The following is a 21692-nucleotide window of genomic DNA, read 5'->3' on the forward strand; positions in this document are numbered from 1 at the left end:
CGCCCGCGTCGCCGCAGAAATCAGCCGTCTGCGGTGGACATCGTTTCGGTGACTGCCGCCAGCCGTTACTTGATCGTGATTTCGTCGACGGGCGAACTTGTCAGCACCGTCAGTTCCTTCGACGCCGGATCCAGCTCAAAGATCGTGCGGATGTGGGGATCGGCAATCAGCAGCTTGTCGCCTGAACGGCACAGGCCAACCGGACGATCCATCGGTTCTCCCGCGACCCACTTTTCCACTTCTCCGGCGGCTGTCACCTTCCAGACACAGTGATCGTAGTTGTCGGTGACGAAGAAGCTTCCGTCGTCCGTGCGGACGATGTTGTGCGGCAGATTGAATGGGTGGCCCTTCACGAACGGTTCGATTTTGCCATCCGGCGTCACCTTCTGGATCTGACCATCCTTGCTGGACGTGGACAGCACCCAGAGATTTCCGTCGGGGTCAAGAGTCAGGCCACGAGGAGAATTGATGACGGCAAACTCTTCCGGTTCCTTAGCTCCCTGAGCCGGCATTTTCCAGATGCGATGCAGTTCCAGATCAGCCGTGTAGATCGTGCCGTCCCCAGCCACGGCGATGGCCATCGGTATGCCGATCCAGCCATCGGTGAGAGGCTGAGGCTGACCGTCGTCGTCAAATCGATAGACGTCGCGTGTCGAGGAATCGCCGGCCAACAGCTTTCCTTCGTGGTCGATCGCCAGGCACCGGACGGCGTTGAGGGGAGTTCGGAATTTCTTCGAGCCCTGAAAGTAGACGCTCTTCTGTCCGGCTTCGACCTTCCAGATTCCCGGCAGATTGCGATCGGCAACGTAAACGACGCCGTCCGGCGCGGCGGTCACCGCCAGCGGGTAGTGGAATTCCGCCGCGGCATCCTGAGCGGCGGCACACGGTCCGGCGACGGTAACCAGCAGGGCAATCAGGGAAAGGCAGCGTTGCATGGCGGCACGGCAGTCGTCTGGGGAATTGTGGTTTGAGACGGGCAGGGTAGCAGCCGCCGCGACTCTCGTCATGTCACGGTCGATCGAGGTGACCAGGATGTGACGACGACCAATGATAGCAGCGACAATGGCCTGACCGCACTTTGATTCGACACCGTCGCGCACGTTTCCCCGGCGCGTGAATCTGTCCCGTGCTTTCACTGTCCTGGTCGGCCGGACGCGGCATGTACAGGTTTCCAGACTGCGGCTATTCGGGCCGGCGCAGACTTAGCGATTGCCGAACCTGACGCTTGCTCTTCCCATAATGCTCGAAATAATGCGGCCACCAATCGCCGGGCTGAAACACTGACGGGAGAAAAGAATCATGCGATGGAAGGGGCGTCAACAGAGCGAAAACGTCGAGGACCGGCGCGGAATGTCGCCTCAAATGGCGATGGGCGGAGGCGGCGGAATCGTCGTGGTGCTGATCGTTCTCGCGCTCAAGTTCTTCAATGCTCCGCCGGCCGTGCAGCAAATTGCCGGACAGCTCGCTCAGCAGGCTCAGCAGCAGCAGCGAGCAGCTCCCGCCGAAGTTGGTGACGGAATTGATGACGAAGCCCGGGAATTTATCGCCGTCGTCCTGAACGACACCGAAGAAGTCTGGACGAAGCTGTTTCAGGAACAAGTTCGCGGCGGCAGCTATCGAAAGCCGAAACTGGTGATCTATGAAGGCCGGACCACAACCGGCTGCGGCACCGGTGATGCTCGCATGGGACCGTTTTATTGTCCGGCGGATCAGGTGATCTATATCGACCCCGGCTTCTTTGACGAACTGGCGCGACGACACAAAGCTCCCGGCGATTTCGCTCAGGCGTACGTGATCGCCCACGAAGTTGCTCATCACGTCCAGCGGCTGCTGGGCTTCAGCGACCCCGTGGACGCGGCACGTCAGCGCGGTGATGAAGTCGAATCCAATCGGATGTCAGTGCGGCTGGAACTTCAGGCCGACTTTCTGGCCGGAGTCTGGGCGAATCATGCCCACGAGCGGTACAACATTCTGGAAGAAGGCGACGTCGAGGAAGCGATCCGGGCGGCCAACCAGATCGGTGACGACACTCTGCAGAAGATGGCAACGGGAGTCGTCGTGCCGGAACGATTTACTCACGGCACGTCCGCTCAGCGCGTGCGCTGGTTTCGTCGCGGAGTGCAGTCGGGAGACCTGAAGGCTTCACAGCAGCTGTTCACGCTGTCGTATGACCAGTTGTAACTGAGCCAGCGGATTCAAACCGCGCTGCCTGTTGCGGGTCTGGTCAGTTGGCTCGCCGTGTGTGATTCGTCTCCCCCGGATGCGGGATCCACATAGGGCAGCAGTTCGCCTCGCCGCCTGGCTTCCTGTTCGGCAATCAGGTCCCGGATCATGCGGACCGCCACAATGCAGACTCCGATTCCACACAGAATCAGCAACGGAGCTTCGTAGCGCAACTGCTGGTTTACGTCGTGCGAGAAGAACACGCCATCCACCGGGAACGCTGCTCCGCTGCGCGTGTAGAACGTCGCGATCGCGTTATTCGTGAAGTGGAAGGCGATCGCGGGAAACAGGCTGCGGCTGTGAACAGCCAGCAGTCCCAGCAGCAGTCCCAGCAGCGCCGTGTTGAAGATCTGCTGAGGAATCAGGTGCACCATTCCGAACATGACCGCCGACATCACGATGGCAATCGCCAGACGACCGCCACGGGCAAGTCCGCTAAGAATGAATCCCCGAAACGCGATTTCCTCGCAGATCGCAGGTGTCACGGCCAGCACCAGAATCAGCAGCCACGAAGGATGCTGATTCGACGTCATCAGTTGATTCACGCGGGCGACGGCTTCCGGCAGTTCCGGAAACACACCCCGGTGCATCAGAAAGCTGTTCAGTTCCACACTGATCGGGTGAGCCATCGCGGCCAGCGCGATTCCCGTCAGCAGTGATGTGGCCTTCGGCATTCTGAGGCGAAACGTCGCCCGCAGGCTGGTGGTCAGCAGCATTCCCATGAAAATCGCCGGGCAGGCAATCATTGTCAGTTGCTGTATGACAATCAGTCGCATCATGGTGCGGCCGGGATCTCCCGAACTCAGGTCCGGCTGCAGCTGGCTCATCGCGACGAACTGCAGAATCAGAATCAGGATAAAGCAGAAGATAGCTTCCGGGAACGCGGGCACGGCGTCTTTCGTCCGCATCAATTGACCAACCCAGTTCCGCACATCGAATTTTTCGGCTTCACGAAACAGCACATCTTCGCTGTTGTACAGATCGATGGCCCACCAGATGGCCAGCATGCTGTAACCGCAACTGCTGACCAGCACCGGCACGGCATAGGCCAGCAGATCTCCTGACTGAGAGGTCGTCAGCAGAAGACCCTTCAGCAGCAGCGCGACGTTGATGACGGGCAGCACGCTGTACAGCGGAGTCATCTCGACGGACGGCGACAGACAAAACATCGTCAGGCCCATAACCACCATCAACAGCGGCGTCAGGTAGTACTGACCTTCCTTGGACGACTTGGCAAAGGTCGCCAGAGCCAGGCACAACGCGCTGAACAGCGACGACAGCGGGATCAGCAGCACCAGCAGCCACACCAGTGAACTCAGCGGCGGAAAGTCCAGATTGATGGCCGCGCCAACTCCGCTGCCAAGGGCGGAGGCCATGTTGCGTCCCGTCAGTCCCATGCTCAGCAGGTTCATCAGTGCCGAGGTGATGCTGAACAACAGGATCGTGGCGAATTTGCCAAGCACCAGTTCCACTCGCCGAGCCGGACTGATCAGCAGCGTTTCCATCGTGCCGCGTTCCTTTTCGCCGGCTCCCAGGTCGATTGCCGGATAGAACGCACCCGTCAGCGCCATAATGACCAGCATCGCGGGAAACATCTTGCTCCAGACGTTGGCCGCGACCTGTTCGCCGCGGGCCACTTCCACGAAGTCGATGCGAGCCGGCTTCTGCAGCAGTTCGGGCAGCGAAGCCTGAGCAAACACATCCCGCCGCAGTGCGTCTTCCCATCGCTGCAGGGCATTGTGGACGCGGTTAAACGCAACAACCGACTTGTCGTCCGCACTGTTGCGGACGATCAGCAGCGGGGGCGGGTTCGTCACTGCCGGCTCGTCACGACTGTCGCGAGTTCGCAGGCTGCGCTGCATGTTGCGCACGGATTCGGCGTAACCTTTCGGAATCAGCACCAGCGTCTGAATGCCGCTGCGGTTGAAGACCTCGCTGAGATTCGGGTCACTGTTCCCGCTGTCCTGCGACTGCCGAATCCGCTCGGCCAGTTGCCGAGAGTTCTTCAGAAGTTCATCACGGCTGAGTGACCCGCGTCGCGTGACGGGAAGCTCTTCATCGGACAGCGGCGTTTCCAGATCGGTGATGACCCGAAACGGTGAAGGCTCCTGGTCGTCAATGCCCAGCCACTCGTGACGGATGCCGACGTCATCCAGAAACGCGGGATCATCGGGCAGATCGGCGGCATTCAGAATGGCGACTGTCCGGCGCTGTTCGCTGAACGTCAGCATCATTTCCACCATGCCGAGCCCCAGCATCGGGTACAGCAGCACGGGCAGAATTGTGATCATGAACAGCGTTCGCCGGTCGCGAAGCTGGTCACGCACTTCCCGCAGGAAAATCAGTTTGATGTTCTTCCAACTCATCATTGTCCCGAATGTTTAACCGCGCCCCCTGGGGAGCGCTGCGGTCTGACGGTTGATATGACTCCGGCGACGCTCAAACTCCACAGCCAGACTAATCCGACTGATCCGTCCGATCCAACCGATTGATCGTGGCAGCGAGCCGCCACGGCGAAACGCTCGCCAGGGCTCGCGGTTAAACATGAGCGGCGGCCTGCATTTCTTTGTCTTTGCGGTGAATCAAATCGAAGAACAGCTCCTCGACGTCCGGCTGTTCGAACCGGTCGGCCAGTTCCGGCAGTGTTCCCTGAGCGAGAATGGCTCCGCGATGAATCACGCCGATGCGGTCGCACAGTTTCTCCACTTCCCGCATGATGTGTGTCGAGAAAATGATGCACTTCCCCTGATCCTTCAGTGACTTCACCGCTTGCAGCACATTGCGGGCGACCAGGACGTCAAGCCCTGAGGTGGGTTCGTCGAAGATGATCACCGGCGGGTCGTGGACGATGGTTCTGGCGATCGAGACCTTTTGCTTCATGCCGGTCGACATCTTGCCGCCGAGCCGGTCGCGGATCTCGTTCATCTGCAGCACGTCGAAGATTTCGTCGATGCGCTTCTGGAGTTTTTCCTCGGGTATTCCGTACAGCCGACCGAAGTATTCCACCATCTCGCGCGCGGTCATGCGGTCGTAGATGCCGGTGTTGCAGGACATGAAGCCGATCTTCCGCCGCACACCTTCGGGATCGCGCATGACGTTCAGACCGGCGACTTCGGCGACTCCGCGAGTTGGCTTCAGCACCGTACTGAGAATCCGCAGGCAGGTTGTTTTGCCGGCGCCGTTGGGACCGAGCAGCCCGTAGATCTCTCCGGCGCGGACCTCAAACGAGACGTCGTCCAGGGCGGTAAAGCCTCCGGTACGGGAATCGTCGAAGATCTTGGTGAGGTGGTGGACTCGGATCATGGGGTGCGTCGCGCGTTGCTGTCCGATTGCACGACGGGACTCCGATCCCGTCGAAATTCGGCGCGACGGGATCGGAGTCCCGTCGTACGGTTGCGCAAGGCTACCACACTCGTCCGCGCGGGACGGAGCATTCCGATCGACGCTTGCCGCTTTATGACGGCAGAATTGGCAGGACCGGAGCGATCGGTGCTGACGTCACCTCGTCCGTCTGATCGATGTAATCGTAAAACACGTTGCGTTGCCGCGGGACATAGCCGGCATTCGTGATACAGCGGCGAATGCTCTCCACCGTCAGGTGATACACCGTGCCGGCCTGAGACACCACGTTCTCTTCGATCATCAGACTGCCCATGTCGTTGGCTCCGAACAACAGGGCCAACTGACCGACTTTTTCTCCCTGAGTGACCCAGGACGACTGGACGTTCGGCACGTTGTCCAGGTACAGCCGGCTGACCGCCTGAGTCTTCAGGTACTCGAACGCGCCGGCGGGAGGGATATCGGCCATATCCGTGTTGTCCGGCTGAAACGTCCAGCAGATGAACGCTGTGAAGCCGCCGGTTTCGTCCTGAAGCTGGCGGACACGGTCCAGGTGCTCGATCCGTTCGGCCAGCGTTTCGACGTGACCGAACATCATCGTGGCCGTCGATTTCCCGCCGAGTTCATGCCAGACTCGCATGACGTTCAGCCAGTCGTCGGTCAGCACTTTGCCGCGGGTGATTTCTTTGCGGACTCGATCGACGAGAATTTCGCCGCCGCCACCGGGGATGCTTCCCAGTCCGGCGGCTTTCAGTCGTTCCAGCACCGTTCGCAACGGCAACTTTGCGATCTTCGTGAAGTGATGGATTTCCGGCGGGCTGAAGCCGTGAATGTTGACCTGCGGGAAGTGCTGCTTCATCTGCCGCAGCATGTCTTCATACCATTCCAGCGGCAGCTTGGGATGAAGGCCTCCCTGCAGCAGAATCTGGTCACCGCCGAGAGCCACGGTTTCCTCAATCTTCTTCAGCAGCGTTTCGATTGGCAGCACGTAGACATCCGGATGATCGGGCGGCCGATAGAACGCACAGAAGTCGCAGACCGCGGTACACGCGTTGGTGTAGTTGATGTTGCGATCGATGTTGTAGGTGCGGAACGGTTCCGGATGCAGCCGCTGAGTTACAGCGTTGGCGGCGGCTCCGATCGCCGGCAGGTCGTGAGATTCCAGCAGCCTCAGACCTTCTTCAAAGGTCAGGCGTTCTCCGGCGACGGCCTTGTCAAGGATTGACGAGATCGGCGAAGACACTTGTGGCGAAGTCAGGGATGGCTGATTCGGTGCGGCAGTGGCGGGCATGAAGGTTGACCAGATTGTTCTGAGTTGCCAGTTGGTGAAAAAGTTCCAGACCACTGCGTTCAGCGGATGTCATCCTGTAGTACAGGTTTTTCGTCAGATAGTCGAACGCCAGTTTCTCGCTGATCTGCAGCTTGGGCGATTCGTCCCCTGCGATTTTTTGAATGGCCCTGACGCCGCGATCGCGGGCTTCGTTCAGCGCGTCGGCAATTCCGGAAACGTCCGCGTCGTGTCGAGCGACCCACATGGCGAACACAAACGGCAGCCCCGTCCACTGGTACCAGACGTCACCCAGATCCATGACCTGGTAGAAGTGTTCGTCGGGAGTATGCATCGCCCGATCGCCGATCAGCAGGACGGCATCGGCACTGGTATCGGTGGTGACAGATTCCATCGACAGCGGTTCGATCTCGGGAAATGCTCCGAAACGCTCGGCCAGAATGATGCGAGCCAGCGTGGCGCTTGTCCGCGACCCTTCATCGAGAGCGATCCGCTGGACGTCGCCGGGATGGACGCGGCAGTAGAGTTTGACGCTCAGCACTTCGCCGCGAGCGGCCACGCAGGCGTCGGAAATGATGTCGTGGCCGGGGTTTCGGAAGAATTCGATCGACGGAATCAGGGCCACGTCGAGATCGCCGTCTGCCAGCGAATCCGCCAGTCGGCTGGGATATTCCAGCGTGATTTCTGAACCCGGCAGCAATTCGGCCAGATCCTGAATCAGCGGTTTGGAGTTGAGATAGCTGACCGCTCCAAGTCGAACGGCCGCCGGTTTGGTGTCGGACACGGTTGGTGAAAACTCCGCAAATCATCCGTGGGCGGTCAAGGTACGACGGGACTCCGGTCCCGTCGCTAAAGATCTGTACGATGGTCTTCCAGGGCCGTCGGTTCGTTTTCAGCGGCTTCACGACTGCGCTGGAAGGTCATCGTTCTGGTTTCGACGGGATCGGAGTCCCGTCTTACACTTGTCAGTATAGGGGCCGTCGAAAGCGACTCAACCGGCGACCAGCCGATTCGACGCAGCGGGCCGCCCTGCTATTATCCGCCGCTTTTCCAGACAATTAACTGCGATTCGTTCTCATCCCCCGGCTCCGATTGGGAACGCGCTGTCGGCAATGGTCCGCTTTCGGATTCGACGGAATCCCGGTAAGTGGTTAGTAACGCTGTTGCCAGCCACGGACTCGACGGGAGCCTGGCGAACGAGGTACCGGAGGCAGAGCCTCCTGGCAATGCGTACCAGGGCAGAGCCCCGGTACGAGGAATATCGCATGACAGAACGCTCAGATCTTAACATCGGCCTTGTCGGCTTCGGCACGGTCGGTTCCGGCGTGGCGAAAATTCTTGCATCGCAGGCGGAATTGATCGCCGTGCGAGCCGGGCGGCGCATCAACATTCGCCATGTCGTCGTCCGCGACACCGGAAAGCCGCGCGAATTTCTGCCCGGCGAAATTGTCGTGACGGACACAATCGACGCACTGGCTGATGACCCGCAAATTGACCTGGTCGTGCAGCTCATGGGAGGCACCAACCCGGCTTTGAAATACATGCAGCGGTTCCTGAATGCGGGAAAGGACATCGTCACCGCCAACAAAGCTCTGCTGTACGAACACGGTGAATCGCTGTTTGAGCTGGCCGGCAGGCTGGGCAAAACCATTGGCTTCGAAGCGGCCGTCGCCGGAGGCATTCCGATCATCAGCGCTGTGACTCAGGCACTGACGGCCAACCGCATTCTGTCGATCGAAGCCATCCTGAACGGAACCAGTAATTTCATTCTGACCCACATGCTCAACGATCACCGGTCGTATGAAAATGTGCTGACGCAGGCTCAGGCGCTGGGCTATGCCGAAGCTGATCCGACAATGGACGTGGACGGTACCGACGCGGCTCAGAAACTGTCCATTCTGACGATGCTGGCGTTTTCGACGCGGGTTCCGCTGGACGGGATCCTGCGAGGCGGCATCGATACGCTGGAACTGCTTGATCTGCAGGTCGCCGCGGAGCTGGGCTACAAGATCAAGTTGCTGGCGAACGCTCGTTTGACGAACGGTCACATCGAAATGTCTGTTCTCCCGACTCTGATTCGGGCGACTCGCACGATCGCGAAGATCGACGGAGCGGACAATATCGTGGCGATTGAAGGTGATGCCGTCGGTCGGGTGATATTTTCCGGGGCCGGAGCCGGACAGCTTCCCACGGCGTCCGCTGTTGTCGCCGACATCATCGACTACGCGACCGGGCGGGCGGCCATTACCTTCCGGTCGTTGCTGCGGTCGGAAGCGCGGCAGCCGATGCCGATTCAGCCTCCGGAAGACCTCAGCCGGCGATTCTACCTGCGTTTCACCGTCGACGATCGCCCGCACGTCCTGGCGGATATCGCTGATATTCTGGGCCGAAACGGCATCAGCATTTCATCGGTCAGGCAGGACGAAACGCCGGAAACGGACGAAGACGCCGAGTCTGGAGTCGCTCGCCTGGTCATCATGACTCACCGGACGACCGAAGGCAGCCTGCGCGCGGCCGATCGGGAACTCAGCCAGTTGTCCAGCATTCGCGGAACGAGTATTCGCCTGCCGATTGCGGACTGACGTCGCGCAGCGCGCCGAGCTCGTTGGGCATTTCGTCGCGATACCTGCCGATGATGTGATGGCACGGGCTTGAGAATGTTACCTCGCGACCGCTAAACTCGTTACAGACAATGCGTCTGAAGATTTCGGAGTGCCGCGATGAAACCTGTTACATTTGTGCTGTTGCTTCTGGCCGCGTCGCAGTGTCCGGCCGATGAGCCCCCGTCACCGACTCCGTCGGAGATCCGCCTGGATTTCATGAAGTCGTCGATCAAAGACTACGACTTTCGCCTGAGTCCTGACTTCGACGCGAAGCTCACCCCCGGGCCCGACCCGCTGCTGCGGTTCACCAATCCCGTCAGCGGTTTGCAGGACGGAGGCTTCTTTGTCTGGACATCTGATGAAGGCCGGCCGATGGCGGGGGCTCAGGTCTTTCTGACCAGTGACGACCTGTGGATTCATGAGTTTCAGTCGCTGTCTCCGTTGCCGTTTCGCGTGACTCGCGACGGCCAAACCGTTTGGGAGCCGCATCGCGCGGGCGTCGATGTGAAGCCGGTGCCGGATGCTCCCGAACCTGCCGAGAATCCCGTCAGGCGGCTGGTTCAGATGCGGCAGATCGCCGCCCGATTTTCCGTGTCGGACAACTTTGAGGGCCGGGAAAACTCCGATGAACTGCGTCTGATGGCAAAACCGCTGCTTAGGTTCGGACAGGACAAATCAAACACGCTCGACGGGGCACTCTTCGTGCATGCTCACGGCACGGACCCGGAACTGATGATCGTCATTGAAGCACTGACATCGGCCGAAGGTTACCGCTGGCACTACTCGCTGGCTCCAATGACCGGCTACGCTCTCAAGGCATCACTGGATGACAAGCCGGTCTGGGAAGTTGCCTGGCGGCAGCCTCCGTTTGATCCGCAGGAACCGTTCTTCATACTTGTCCACAGCCAGGCGTTTTCGCTGAAACGACTGTTGGACTTCGGCCGGTAGCAGCGCGTTCAGAGTGCCAGCAACAATGCTGTCAATTCTTTGACGTCGCGCGGCTCGCCAATGCGTTCAGGGCATTATTGCTATCGAAACAGCTTGCCGCCCAGCTTCGGGACGGCCTGTCGCAGGGCTTCGTTCGGGTCTTTCAAACCGCCCAGAACCTTGTTCCCTTCACCCAGCGTCTTTTCGAGCTTCTGCTGGTCCTTTTCCTTCAGCAGACCGGATTCTGAGACCTGGCGGATGACCTGATTCGGGTCGACTCGTCCGGAACGCAGTGTCGCGACAAGTTGCTGAGCCTGCTGGATCTTGGTTACGACGTCCGCGTTGTCAGCCAGCAGTTCGTCGTATCGCTTGCCGAACCCGGCTGTGAGTTTTTCCCGCTGTTCGGCAACCGTCCGGTCGACTTCCGCCACCAGCCGCGTCTTCAGGTGCGCGACCTGAGCGTCAAGTGCTGTCTGCAGTCCGGCCGAGAATTGTTCTCCCACGTCGGAGGCGATGGAAACGTGCGGTTTCTTCAGAGTTCCCGTTAACTGAACCGTCGCGTTGACGTGATGGATCGAGGAGGAAACGTCCGCCAGCATCTGACTCAGAATGCCGGACCTGTCGGCCGGGGCCGCGCACGCCGTCTCGCCCAGTTCCGAATTCAGTTCAATTCGGCCGGCAATCTCTCCGTTCTCGACGACCAGTTCCGCATTCCAGTGCTGCTGTTTCAGGCTTGTCAGCATCTGAACTTTGTCCGGCTTGCCGATGGAAAGACGCTTGTCCGGGTCACCGATGTAGTCTGCCAGAATCTCCGTGCGGGCGTTTTCGGTTGTGGCGTCATATCGCACCAGCAACTGCAGCGGCCGTTCGCCCGACGTCTTCACTTTCAGCACCGCGGGAACGCCATGCATGTGAGCGTCGCTGGTAACATCGGTCAGGACTCCCTGAAACGGCGCTGGCTGGCCGTTCAGTCGAAATTCCCCGTCCAGCAGAACCTTCCTGCACAGCAGACGAGGGGTCGGGTTGAACAGTTCGAATTCGAAATCGGTGCCGCGAATCCGTTCGGGCTTTACCTGATGCTGCAGGTCATGCTGATATTCCTGAGCCGTCTCCAGCCAGCTCAGTACCTGCTGCAGTTGCAGATACATTTCTTCGCCGATCAGCGATTCTGAGATCCGCCGAGCGTCCGGTTTCAGCAGTTTGACCTTTCGGACGACCATTTCCTGATCGTTCAGACGAGCCTGATTCAGTCGTGCGAAGTCCTGCTGCACTTCCGGAACAATGCCGGTGATTCCGGACTTCATCTGCTGAGCCTCGCGGAGCAGCAGGTCGGCTCGCTGGGCAATCTGCAGGTACATTTCGATCTGCTGCAGCGGCTCCGTTTTTTTTGCCGCATCCATCTGTTGCCTCAGGGCGTCGACCTGCTGTTTCAGACTGCCGACCTCACCCGACATCACGTCAAAGCGAGCGTCCCATTTTTCATGCAACTCGCGACCGGTGCGGTAGGTCTCCAGAGTATTCGGATCAACCTGGGCCTTTGCCTGGGCCGTCAGATCCTCCAGCCATTCATCGCCGATGCTGCGAAGCTTCTCCGCCAGCCACGACGGTTCGGTGTCTTCCGGTTCCGGGGCGACTTCCAACTTGCCGTTGTCGCTGCGGGCGGTGCCGAAGCGAATTCCGGTCATGGTGGCTTCTTCGACGACGAACGACTTCCGCAGCAGCGAATCGCCGTTCATCGTCATCGTCAGCGCCCGGAATTCCATCAGATTTGTTCCGGGGCGACCGGCACTGGCCAGAGCAACGCCGTCGATGGTAAGCCGAGGCGGAAAGAATCCCGTGCTTAAGGACTCAATGTCCGCCTTTGCACCGGTTATGGACTGCAGTCCGGTGATGGCCGAGTACCTCAGCAGAGGATCAAAGCCGAAGGCCATTGCCGCCCAAAGGATCGCCACCAGGATGAGCCTCGGGATCAGATAGCTCCAGCGCATTCGAGCTTCCTTGCTCTGAATTCCATAACAACCGTTTCCGTCATGCTGCCCGGGTATCCGGACATCACTATGGCGCGGAATGAAGTGCGATTTCGAATGATTCGGAAGCCGGCGACAACTGCCGTGTCGTGAACGGCCTGCCGTCGCCCGGCACCGGCTTGTCCTTCAGGGCAACCCGCTGGCGGGTGTCCGGGCCGCGACTCAGCCCGCCGTTCCCAGCCGGTCAGCCCATTCGGCCCCGAGCAGGACTCGCGTGAGCCAGAACCTCCTGGCCCACGGGCCGACAACCTTCGAGTACTTTTCAAAGACAGGTCGAGAGCAGCGATGAACCGGATAGACAGCCAGGAGCCCGATCACAAAGCTGCCGAGCACCACGGAATTGTTGAATGCGGTCCACGGCATCACCGGCGCGTTGTACAGCTGAGTCCACACGTTCTGGAGGGCCGGCATGGTCAGCAGCCAGGATCCCAGCCGATCGGACAGTGGATCAAGCAGCGTCGACGCAAACGTGACGGCGACGATTGCTGCGGCGGCGATCCCCAGATTCACGCGAGTGGCCGCAAGGAAAACGCCAAGGAAGACTGCCAGCAAGTTTCCCTTTGGTACCAGTCCGACCAGTACTCCCAGTGCCAGCCCGAGCGACATCTGCCGTGGCGAAGACTGGGCCAACAGCGCCTTCAATGCCAGCCGCAGAGGTTTCAAGACGATGAACATTGCAGCAAATCCTTTACGCGGTCACCGCCCATGGCGGCGTTTGGACGACCCCGAAAACCTTCGGAGAGCGACATTCGGATATTCGCTTCGCCCACGACAGCCGGTCAATATCATGGCGTCCGGATCGCATATCGGCGGCATTCCGGTGACCGGCATTCCGGCTCCTTTTCGGCAGATGATTCCGGAACCGGTGGACACCCGCAGGAATTGCCACAAGTCTCTGCCGGGTCCAATCCGGACACGTGGCCGTCCGGGCGGTTTTGGCCAGGCGTCACATTACGGGCACCGCAGGATCTGACTCGCGGCGCAATCGGGTTTGGTTGTCGTGAGCCGGCGTGAGCGCTCCGGCAAATTCGGCCGAATCTCATTGAATGGCAGCATTTCTCCCGATTTGGAATCAATCGGAAAGCTCCCGTCGCACTTGACAATTTGAGCTCGCCCTCATGTAATTTGGTTCAGGTGCTGTGGAGGCTGCTGCGCGTGTGAAATCTCACGGGTGGCTGGTTCACAGTCGATAAAAGAGTGTTTCGGGCCGGGAAATAACGCTGGGGAGCGTATTTCCGGTTGATGTTTGGCGTCTTCAAACGAGGGCGCGTCTGGCTTCGGTTGGCGTCTCGCATGGGGTGCGGTGCCAGCCGACCGCTGAAAGGGACTTTCGGCAACATTCTCAAGATGGGTCAGGTTGAGTCGCTGTATGAGTCGGCGGTCTCGGCCTTGTGAGGCGTAACCATGGCTGGGTGCGATGGGGTTCGCGTAGTCGTCACCGGTGTTGGAGTTGTCTCTCCAATTGGTATCGGCAACGACAATTTCTGGAACAGCCTTTCCAGCAATCGCTCCGGAATCGATTTTCTGCATTCCATTCCCGGTGACGGGCTGCCGTCAGCCTTTGGCGCTGAGGTTCGTGACTTCGAACCCGCCAAACATTTGCGTGAGCGCAAGTTCCTGAAAGTGATGTCCCGCGACATCCAGCTCGGTGTGGCATCTGCGAATCTGGCCGTCCGTGACGCGGGAATTCAGCCGGGCGACATCGACCCATACCGATTTGGCGTCGAATTTGGTGCGGGACGCATGACCTCGCACCCGTCCGAACTGGCCGCCGCCGCCAATTTGTGCCGCAGCGAAGCAGGCGATTTCGAACTGACCCGCTGGGGTGAAGGCGCCGTGGGAAGTATCGCGCCGCTGTGGCTTTTGCGCCAGCTTCCCAATATGCCGGCGTGCCATATTTCTATCGACCACAACGCCTGTGGTCCGAACAACACGATCACCTGTCGTGACACGTCAGCCCTGCTGGCTCTGGCCGAGGCCGTCCGAATCATCGAAGCGGATCGTGCGGATGTCATGATTGTCGGCGCTGCAAGTTCCAACATTCATCCCGTTGACATTGCTAAGTTTCATCGCTTTGAGGGCCTTTCCCGACGATCAGATGATCCTTCGCGGGCCTGCCGGCCGTTTGACTTCGAACGCGATGGTGCTGTCGTGGGCGAAGGCGGTGCGACATTTATCGTCGAAAGCTACGAACATGCCGTCCGGCGGGGAGCCAACATCTACGCCGAGATCCTTGGCATTGGTGCCGGCTGCGACGGGCGGGGTTCCGCAAACGAAGCCGGTGGTCTGGGCCTTGTGCGAGCGATGGAAACGTCGATCCGCAAGTCGAAGATCCGCCCCGAGGAACTTGGCCATGTAAACGCGCAGGGAAAGAGTACTCAGCCGGACGACATCGTCGAATCACGGGCCTACAACCGCGTCTTTGGGGATTGCCTGCTGAAGGTGCCGGTCACCGCGATGAAAAGCTTCGTGGGACACTTTGATTCCGGAGCGGGTGCCGTCGAAATGGCCGGTACGCTGCTCGCCCTGAAATACGGCGAAGTTCCGGCAACGCTGAACTACGAGATTCCCGATCCTCGCTGCCGTCTGAATGTGGTGCGGGGAGGTCCGCAGCGACTGCGGACCCGTACTGCGATCACGGTCAATCGCACCGCGATGGGACAAAGCGCCGCGGCTGTGTTGCGAGCGATCTGATTCGATGCCCGGTTCCGATGCTCACATTCGGAGACCAGTTACGCGCTGTCAGAGACTCCGTACGTTTCCGCCTGCGCGGAGATCTTAGCCACGCGGCAGCCGTCCGCTTTGTTTGGCCCGGACTCTTCACGGGTTGTACGACGGGACTCCGATCCCGTCGAATTGCAGCGACGGGATCGGAGTCCCGTCGTAAAGTGTGCATTTCGCCAATTCGAGCCAACGTGCTTGTCCAGGACGCTCTACGTCAGGAATTGCGGATCGCGTGAATAATCCGGGTTAGTCGTCATTCAGGAACGACATAATGTAGATCAGGTGGCGGAAGAGTTCGGCCATCGAGCCAAAGATCATCAGTGCTCCCGCGACATGGGCGGTCGTCGGCAGATGGTTCATGATCAGCGATGTTTCATACAGGATGTATCCGCACATCAGCACGACGACCAGCGCGGAGAAAAGAATTCCCAGGCTGAAGCCGCCGAAGAAGAACGATGCGATGCCGATCGCGAACAGCGCGATACCTCCCAGATAGAGTGCATTTCGAAGGAACGAAAAGTCCTTTCTGCTGACGATCACCACCAGCGTCAGTCCTCCGGTGATCGCAAACGTCAGAAAAGCGGCTTTTCCCAGAATGTTCGGATCCCGAAACAGCGCGAATCCGATGGCTGGGACAAGGAAGATCGATTCCGCAAAGACGTACAGGCCAAGACCGCCATATTGAGCTGCTGCGGACGCTCCGCTGCAGGCCAGCTTCTGAGCGAACCAACACGCGGCGATGACTCCGATCAGCGCGATGAACCACATCCGGCCGAATGTCTGCAGGATCGTCGTCGCGATCGGTGTCTGGAAATAGAGGAACTCCAGGCCAATCAGAAGCAGGATGGCTCCGAACACGTGCGTGTACACACGACGCAGAAACGCCAGTCGTTCCTGCAACTGGGCATCGACTACGAACATGTCCATTGGAGCGGAGTAGGGATCGTATTGATGTCCAGCGGGTGAACTCATGGCGGCGGCCTTTCAATGTTTTCAGAAGTTCAGCTTTCTGGCGCCCGAACGCAGGGGTCGCTGCGAATGCAACCACAGGATACTCGACGCCTGTGAATCCGCCAACGGAATCTGATGACACCCGCGTCTTAGGCGTGCGGTTTGCGGGCAGGTAACAGCTCATCTGCCGCTCGCCTTAGCATCGTCGACGACCACGGCGCGTTAACTCAACGCCGCCAGCGGCTGCGTCAGATCGCGGCGGTCATACAGGTCGATTGATTTGCCCTCCGCTTCCGAATTACCCGGCTCAAACCGCCGATCATCCCGATTCGACGCTGCACAAAAGGGTTGAAGCAGGTGCTGCTCCCTCTTTCCCGGGAACAATGGATTCGAAAGTCGGCCCCGCTTTCATGCCAGGCCATCCGGCAGGCGCAGGAACGGCTTTCGACGCTGCCTTCCGGCATCATCTGATGCCTCCCCGTGGTGCGCCCGACATTCCTTGATTTTGACTGCCTTTCTGTTGCGGAAGATCAGCCGGTGCGACGAATCGCGTTGCCGAAACTCAACACGGGCGATGTTGAGATTGTAAAGCCTCGCTGCCGCAACGGGTCATTGTCGGAAGCCTGTAAGTTCTGTTAGTGGAAAGGTTTGCGATGCATTCGGGTCGTTGCTGTGTCAAGAAATCTGAACACGATTAACGTTTTGGCACCGACCGTGCTTTACAGATTGTTCAACAACGCAGGCGACATGAAACACCGCCTGGGAAAAAGACCGAAACACGTTCCACTTCGAAACAGGAAAGCACAGGAGAACACGACCATGATGAACATTCTGCACGCACTCAAGAACGACGAAAACGGTTTCATTGTCTCAGCCGAACTGGTACTGGTCGGCACGATCCTTGTGGTCGGCATGATCACAGGTCTGAGCGAACTGAGCTTCAATGTGAATCAGGAACTGGAAGACGTCGGCTCAGCGGTTGGCGGCATCAACCAGACCTATTACTACACTCTTGCGAGTGGTCAGAAAGGCGAAGCTGTCGGCAGCACGTTCCTGGACTTTGCCGATGAATGCGACAACGCCTGCAACATCAGCTGCAACAGCCCGGGCCGTCCGGAACAGGGTGCTTACTAATCAGTGCGGTTCGACATAGATCGCATGACAATCAGGACGCCCGGCATCTCTTGATGCCGGGCTTTTCTAATGCCTGTGCAGCGCTGTGGTTCGCCGGCAGCATCCACGTTGTTGATACGCCGTATCATCGCCGATGCGCCCTATTGCATTGTCAGGCGTGGATCGGTGGGTCGTGTACCACTGGCTGTGCCAGTGTTTTCCGGACCACAGGGCACTGGCACAGCCAGTGGCACACATCAATTTACGATGGACTGGCCACTATGGTCACGCGACGTGCTTCGCCGACGGACGGGCATCCGGCTTTCGAATCGCTGTTGAAGCCGCCAGAACAAAATTGGCGTACATAATAAACATCAGCAATCCGATCGGAATCGTCAGGAAGCGTGCGTATTGCAACAGCGAGTCACCATCGACCTGTGAAGCGGAAGGCGACACGAACGTAAACAGCGCCAATGCTCCCGCCACGACAAGTACGGGGACTCCGCGCCGGGTGACATCCGGTCGGTCCAGGAAACGTCCCAGGCGCATCAGGAACAGCACGAACAGGATGGGGGAGAGAACCAGCAGCAAGCTGCCGGTCGCATGCGTCCACGCTTCGTTTGTGAAGACTCCCCCATTCCTTCGCTGGAGATGCTGCGCGCAGATCAGTAACAGCCAGAGAACGTCGGCCGCGATACTGCCGGTCAGCAGTTGTTTCCGGGTTCCGCGGGACGGCACTGACAGGCAGAGCAGCTTTCCTGCAAACATGATCAGCAGGCCGAGTGTGATCCCGATTCCGGCGCTTCCGAATGCCGTGATCGCCGTCACAACTGCCTGGCCCGTGCTTCCGGAACCCGCTGCGCTGCCGAAGAGCGCGATCAGGGCTGCGACGACAGCCCCCAGTGCAATGATCAGCATCCCTGTGTAAACCAACAGAGTGCCGATTCCGGTCAACTGTAGTTTCTGAAGCCGTTCACCGGGGACTGTCGTCTCCGCAGCGTCGTGCCGGGGCTGCGGAGGTGCATAGGGATTGTCTTCGTTGGGTGCAGTCATGATTCGCGGGCCTGATAGTGGTGCCTGGTTCGGATTCCCGGGTGTCTGGATTTGCCGAATTTCGACGGCGGAACGACGGACATCAAGTCGCCGTTCTCGTGGTCGCGAACAGTATCACCTGCGATCCGGCAGTTCGATTCTCCCCGCAGGGACGATGACGGACGCTGACGGACGGTGGGACTGCTCTGAAGTCGGCCGAATTCGTGGATGGGGCAACGACTCTAAGAACCCTTAAAAAACTCCCAGGCTCTCGCAGGTTTTGTTAGCGGTTCCAATTCTGTTTCCGTTCTGCGCGACACTTGAACGCGACCTGCTCGCGATGAGCAAGGGTCGCCGCGGCTGAATGAACTTCAAGCGGCGGGCGACAGGCTGCTCATTTGGAAACGTCGCTGCGGCAGTGTATACCGCCGTTGCGACCGTGCGGGTGAATTCCGCGGATCGATGGCGCGGGCGGGCCAGCATCGATCCCGTGGCCGGGAAGTGAATCGTCAGCCGATTATTGAGCCGTCAGTCCGCGGAAGTTACACCGCTGCGCTTCGTTTCGTCGTATCGAGGGGTTGTGTTATTCGCCACTCGATCGTGGCGGCGGCTCATGTTCGCCCAGACTACTTTTGAAGGCCGTACCGTGAAATACATTCTTGCTCTGGACCAGGGAACCACCAGTTCGCGCGCACTGCTGTTCGACCAGCGTGGTTCGATCGTCGCTGTGGCGCAGCGGGAGTTTCCTCAGCTCTTTCCGAAACCGGGCTGGGTCGAGCATGATCCGGAGGACATCTGGTCGTCGCAACTTGCTGTCGGAAAGGCTGTGCTGAGAAAGGCGTCGGCGACAGCGAAGGATATCGCCGCGATCGGCATCACGAATCAGCGGGAAACGACAGTCGTCTGGGATCGTGCGACCGGCGAGGCAGTCAGCAACGCGATCGTCTGGCAGGACCGCCGGACGGCTGGCATCTGTGAAAAGCTGGCCGCCGACGGAGCCGGGCCGGTCATTCAGCAGAAGACGGGACTTGTGCTCGACGCGTACTTTTCCGGCACCAAAGTCCGCTGGATACTGGACAACATCAGAAAACTGAGGGCAAGAGCCGCGAAGGGTGATCTGGCGTTCGGTACCGTCGATTCGTGGCTGATGTGGAAGCTGACGGGCGGGGCACTGCACGTGACGGACGCAACCAACGCGGGCCGTACGATGCTGTTCAATATCAATACTCAGCAGTGGGACGACGAACTGTTGACACTGTTCAACGTGCCTCGGGCTGTATTGCCGGACGTGCGTTCGTCCAGCGAAGTCTACGCCAGTACGAAAGCGTTCGGCGGATCGATCCCCGTTGCCGGGATCGCCGGGGACCAGCACGCGGCGCTGTTTGGACAGGCCTGCATGGAACCCGGGATGGTGAAGAACACGTACGGGACAGGTTGCTTCATGCTGATGAACACCGGCACAAAGCCCGTGCCTTCGACTCACAAGCTGCTGACAACCATTGCGTGGAAAATCGGCGACCGAACCGAATACGCGCTGGAAGGAAGCATCTTTATCGCCGGTGCCGTTGTGCAGTGGCTGCGCGACGGTTTGGGTCTGATCCGAAAATCGAGCGACGTGGAAACTCTGGCGGCTCAGGTGCCGGATACCGGAGGCGTCTATCTTGTGCCGGCGTTCGCGGGCCTGGGAGCCCCTCACTGGGATCCGCACGCTCGCGGCACGCTGGTCGGACTGACTCGCGGCACGACGGCTTCGCACATCGCCCGGGCAGCTCTGGAAGGGATTGCCTATCAAACGGCCGAGGTGCTGCAGGCGATGGAAGCGGACTCCGGCATCAGACTCAAGCAGCTTCGCGTCGATGGTGGTGCTTCCGTAAATAATCTGCTGATGCAGTTCCAGGCCGACATTCTGGGCGTTCCGGTGGTGCGTCCGCGGATTTCCGAAACGACGGCTCTGGGAGCGGCGTACCTTGCGGGCCTGGCGGTTGGGTTCTGGAAAGATCAGCGGGAAATCGCCGGACAGTGGCAGGAGGATTCGCGATTTCGTCCCGGGATGAAGCGGGGTGATCGCAGAAAGCTGCGCGATCACTGGGCTCGCGCGGTTGACCGAGCCAGAGGCTGGGACGCGGGATAGCAGCGACACCCGCACTCGACGCCGGATTTCCACCGTATGCTCCGGCAGAATTTGCCGGAACTTGCCACTCAGGACGCCGTGGGACGCATGTGCGAATAGGCCATCAGGACTTCGTACAGATCTGACGACACCTTGACTCGCTCGTCCGCCAGGTCGCTCAGCCAGGATCGGTCCCAGATAATTGCGTCGGCCAGAATTCGAGTCAGCTCTTCCAGCTCGATCGAAACCTCTGCGTCTGCTACGTCTGTTCCAGCCAGTCCGTCATCGCCGACGAACAGTCTCAAACGCGGTCGCATCAGCAATCCCTTCCCAATGCTGTCATTTTGCCAATCGGAACAACAGTCTGCGATCAGGCCGCCCCTTGAAGTTGTCCCGCCCCTGACTTACGCCCTTAACAAACTTATCGGGCTTGCGTGTTGAGGGGCTTCATCCAAAATTCCAATTGCAACCGTCGCGACGATTGGCTGAGGTGACGCAGCGCCGAACGGTCGCACCGAGACGATGCAATGTTCTCCGCAATCCGTATTTGCTGCCGCGGACGTGTGTGATTTCCCTCCCTTCGGAACAGACCGTTCCAGCGGGACAGCGGCGAATGCCGAACGGCGCGCTGTTTGTCGTCAGATCCGGCAGCGTAGACTGCTGTTCCCGAGTAGACGCAGTTTCTGGTTGTGCGGCATTTGCCGTCCCTGAAAGTTTTGATTGCCGTGGCAGGGTTTCTTCGCATTTTTGCCGGCTGCCGAATTGCTGCTGACGAGCGTCTTGACGCCGTGCTGGACGACTTTGAATCGCGTCACCCGGGCTTTCGCTGCGTGAGGCCGGGCAACCTGCACGTGACGATTTGCTTTCTTGGTGAGATCCCCGATGAGGTTGCCGGCGACTTCGCCGATTGCCTGACCGAACAATTCGTCGATGTTCCGGAATTTGACGCGGCGATTGGTGGGCCCGGCGGTTTTCCGGCGTCAGGTCGAGCTTCGATCGTGTGGCTGAGCGTCACGCCGACCGAGACGTTCACCAGATTGAATGCACGGTGCGTCGAGGCGGCCGAAGTACTGGGTCTCAACACAGAAGAACGGCCGTTTCATCCTCACCTGACCATCGCCAGAATGCCCGCGAGGCGCCGACGATGGCGACGTCCTGCAAAGCCGCCTGCTTGTGCCGACATTCGTGAATTCGCGGAGGATTGGAGCAATGAGCCGGTCTCGATCCAGCGTATCAGTTCAGTGACCGTCTTCTCATCGCAACTGGCGCCCGGTGGTTCGATTTACCGTCCGCTGCGTGAAATCCCGCTGGCCTCAGCCGATCCAAAATCGCACTGATGAATAACCCCCCGGGTC

17 protein-coding genes are annotated in these 21692 nt (G+C 59.4%); 7 read left to right on the forward strand and 10 right to left on the reverse strand.

Annotation, left to right across the window (positions count from 1 at the left end; all coding sequences use genetic code 11):
• Nucleotides 1-65 precede the first annotated feature (65 nt).
• Nucleotides 66-935 carry an NHL repeat-containing protein gene (locus R3C19_14935; protein MEZ6061640.1) on the reverse strand — a complete coding sequence of 290 codons (870 nt, stop codon included), beginning with the start codon at nucleotides 933-935 and terminating at the stop codon, nucleotides 66-68.
• Between the two features lie 364 nt (nucleotides 936-1299).
• Between R3C19_14935 and R3C19_14940 the strand changes: the two genes are divergently transcribed.
• Nucleotides 1300-2181 (forward strand): neutral zinc metallopeptidase, encoded by an 882-nt coding sequence (locus tag R3C19_14940; protein MEZ6061641.1) that lies wholly within the window; start codon nucleotides 1300-1302, stop codon nucleotides 2179-2181.
• Between the two features lie 14 nt (nucleotides 2182-2195).
• Here R3C19_14940 and R3C19_14945 read toward each other — a convergent pair whose 3' ends face one another.
• From R3C19_14945 to R3C19_14960, 4 genes are all read right to left on the reverse strand, one after another.
• Complete coding sequence (locus tag R3C19_14945; GenBank protein ID MEZ6061642.1) at nucleotides 2196-4589, reverse strand: ABC transporter permease subunit/CPBP intramembrane protease; 2394 nt, start codon at nucleotides 4587-4589, stop codon at nucleotides 2196-2198.
• A gap of 172 nt (nucleotides 4590-4761) precedes the next feature.
• Nucleotides 4762-5526 carry an ATP-binding cassette domain-containing protein gene (locus R3C19_14950; protein ID MEZ6061643.1) on the reverse strand — a complete coding sequence of 255 codons (765 nt, stop codon included), beginning with the start codon at nucleotides 5524-5526 and terminating at the stop codon, nucleotides 4762-4764.
• Nucleotides 5527-5677: 151 nt separating this feature from the next.
• Nucleotides 5678-6805, reverse strand: a complete 1128-nt coding sequence (gene mqnC, locus R3C19_14955; GenBank protein MEZ6061644.1) for a cyclic dehypoxanthinyl futalosine synthase — start codon at nucleotides 6803-6805, stop codon at nucleotides 5678-5680.
• Nucleotides 6777-7634, reverse strand: a complete 858-nt coding sequence (locus R3C19_14960; GenBank protein MEZ6061645.1) for a menaquinone biosynthesis protein — start codon at nucleotides 7632-7634, stop codon at nucleotides 6777-6779. Before R3C19_14960 ends, mqnC begins: the two co-directional genes overlap by 29 nt.
• Nucleotides 7635-8115: 481 nt before the next feature.
• On the opposite strand from R3C19_14960, the gene R3C19_14965 reads away from it, so the two are divergent.
• Complete coding sequence (locus tag R3C19_14965) at nucleotides 8116-9432, forward strand: homoserine dehydrogenase (GenBank protein MEZ6061646.1); 1317 nt, start codon at nucleotides 8116-8118, stop codon at nucleotides 9430-9432.
• A 138-nt stretch (nucleotides 9433-9570) separates the two neighbouring features.
• Nucleotides 9571-10401, forward strand: a complete 831-nt coding sequence (locus tag R3C19_14970) for a hypothetical protein (GenBank protein ID MEZ6061647.1) — start codon at nucleotides 9571-9573, stop codon at nucleotides 10399-10401.
• Nucleotides 10402-10481: 80 nt separating this feature from the next.
• On the opposite strand, the gene R3C19_14975 is transcribed toward R3C19_14970, so the two are convergent.
• Together R3C19_14975 and R3C19_14980 are read right to left on the reverse strand one after the other, a co-directional pair.
• Nucleotides 10482-12368: a TIGR03545 family protein gene (locus R3C19_14975; GenBank protein MEZ6061648.1), complete on the reverse strand. Its 1887-nt coding sequence runs from the start codon at nucleotides 12366-12368 to the stop codon at nucleotides 10482-10484.
• A 201-nt stretch (nucleotides 12369-12569) separates the two neighbouring features.
• Complete coding sequence (locus R3C19_14980; GenBank protein MEZ6061649.1) at nucleotides 12570-13082, reverse strand: TIGR03546 family protein; 513 nt, start codon at nucleotides 13080-13082, stop codon at nucleotides 12570-12572.
• A 729-nt stretch (nucleotides 13083-13811) separates the two neighbouring features.
• Here R3C19_14980 and R3C19_14985 point away from each other — a divergent pair.
• Nucleotides 13812-15101, forward strand: a complete 1290-nt coding sequence (locus R3C19_14985) for a beta-ketoacyl-[acyl-carrier-protein] synthase family protein (GenBank protein ID MEZ6061650.1) — start codon at nucleotides 13812-13814, stop codon at nucleotides 15099-15101.
• 276 nt (nucleotides 15102-15377) lie between these two features.
• Here R3C19_14985 and R3C19_14990 read toward each other — a convergent pair whose 3' ends face one another.
• Nucleotides 15378-16103: a Bax inhibitor-1 family protein gene (locus R3C19_14990; GenBank protein ID MEZ6061651.1), complete on the reverse strand. Its 726-nt coding sequence runs from the start codon at nucleotides 16101-16103 to the stop codon at nucleotides 15378-15380.
• A gap of 798 nt (nucleotides 16104-16901) precedes the next feature.
• Between R3C19_14990 and R3C19_14995 the strand changes: the two genes are divergently transcribed.
• On the forward strand, nucleotides 16902-17216 hold the full coding sequence (locus R3C19_14995) for a branched-chain amino acid aminotransferase (protein ID MEZ6061652.1): 315 nt from the start codon (nucleotides 16902-16904) through the stop codon (nucleotides 17214-17216).
• 264 nt (nucleotides 17217-17480) lie between these two features.
• Here R3C19_14995 and R3C19_15000 read toward each other — a convergent pair whose 3' ends face one another.
• Nucleotides 17481-18248, reverse strand: a complete 768-nt coding sequence (locus tag R3C19_15000) for a hypothetical protein (GenBank protein ID MEZ6061653.1) — start codon at nucleotides 18246-18248, stop codon at nucleotides 17481-17483.
• 625 nt (nucleotides 18249-18873) lie between these two features.
• Between R3C19_15000 and glpK the strand changes: the two genes are divergently transcribed.
• Nucleotides 18874-20358 carry a glycerol kinase GlpK gene (gene glpK / locus R3C19_15005; GenBank protein MEZ6061654.1) on the forward strand — a complete coding sequence of 495 codons (1485 nt, stop codon included), beginning with the start codon at nucleotides 18874-18876 and terminating at the stop codon, nucleotides 20356-20358.
• A gap of 68 nt (nucleotides 20359-20426) precedes the next feature.
• Here glpK and R3C19_15010 read toward each other — a convergent pair whose 3' ends face one another.
• The gene (locus tag R3C19_15010; protein ID MEZ6061655.1) at nucleotides 20427-20654 is read right to left on the reverse strand and encodes a hypothetical protein; all 228 of its coding nucleotides are present in this window, start codon (nucleotides 20652-20654) and stop codon (nucleotides 20427-20429) included.
• 408 nt (nucleotides 20655-21062) lie between these two features.
• Here R3C19_15010 and thpR point away from each other — a divergent pair, with 408 nt between their 5' ends.
• Entirely contained in the window at nucleotides 21063-21674 is a 612-nt protein-coding gene (thpR, locus tag R3C19_15015) for an RNA 2',3'-cyclic phosphodiesterase (GenBank protein MEZ6061656.1), read from the forward strand.
• The last annotated feature ends 18 nt before the right edge of the window (nucleotides 21675-21692 follow it).

It is taken from the genome of Planctomycetaceae bacterium (assembly GCA_041398785.1).
Lineage (GTDB): Bacteria > Planctomycetota > Planctomycetia > Planctomycetales > Planctomycetaceae > JAWKUA01.

Coding starts and splice junctions, on each gene's coding strand:
- R3C19_14935 (MEZ6061640.1), bottom strand. CDS start 935: ATGCAACGCTGCCTTTCCCTGATTGCCCTGCTGGTTACCGTCGCCGGA.
- R3C19_14945 (MEZ6061642.1), bottom strand. CDS start 4,589: ATGAGTTGGAAGAACATCAAACTGATTTTCCTGCGGGAAGTGCGTGAC.
- R3C19_15000 (MEZ6061653.1), bottom strand. CDS start 18,248: ATGACTGCACCCAACGAAGACAATCCCTATGCACCTCCGCAGCCCCGG.
- R3C19_14980 (MEZ6061649.1), bottom strand. CDS start 13,082: ATGTTCATCGTCTTGAAACCTCTGCGGCTGGCATTGAAGGCGCTGTTG.
- R3C19_14950 (MEZ6061643.1), bottom strand. CDS start 5,526: ATGATCCGAGTCCACCACCTCACCAAGATCTTCGACGATTCCCGTACC.
- R3C19_14995 (MEZ6061652.1), top strand. CDS start 16,902: ATGATGAACATTCTGCACGCACTCAAGAACGACGAAAACGGTTTCATT.
- R3C19_14975 (MEZ6061648.1), bottom strand. CDS start 12,368: ATGCGCTGGAGCTATCTGATCCCGAGGCTCATCCTGGTGGCGATCCTT.
- R3C19_14970 (MEZ6061647.1), top strand. CDS start 9,571: ATGAAACCTGTTACATTTGTGCTGTTGCTTCTGGCCGCGTCGCAGTGT.
- R3C19_14965 (MEZ6061646.1), top strand. CDS start 8,116: ATGACAGAACGCTCAGATCTTAACATCGGCCTTGTCGGCTTCGGCACG.
- R3C19_15010 (MEZ6061655.1), bottom strand. CDS start 20,654: ATGCGACCGCGTTTGAGACTGTTCGTCGGCGATGACGGACTGGCTGGA.
- R3C19_14985 (MEZ6061650.1), top strand. CDS start 13,812: ATGGCTGGGTGCGATGGGGTTCGCGTAGTCGTCACCGGTGTTGGAGTT.
- R3C19_14940 (MEZ6061641.1), top strand. CDS start 1,300: ATGCGATGGAAGGGGCGTCAACAGAGCGAAAACGTCGAGGACCGGCGC.
- R3C19_14990 (MEZ6061651.1), bottom strand. CDS start 16,103: ATGAGTTCACCCGCTGGACATCAATACGATCCCTACTCCGCTCCAATG.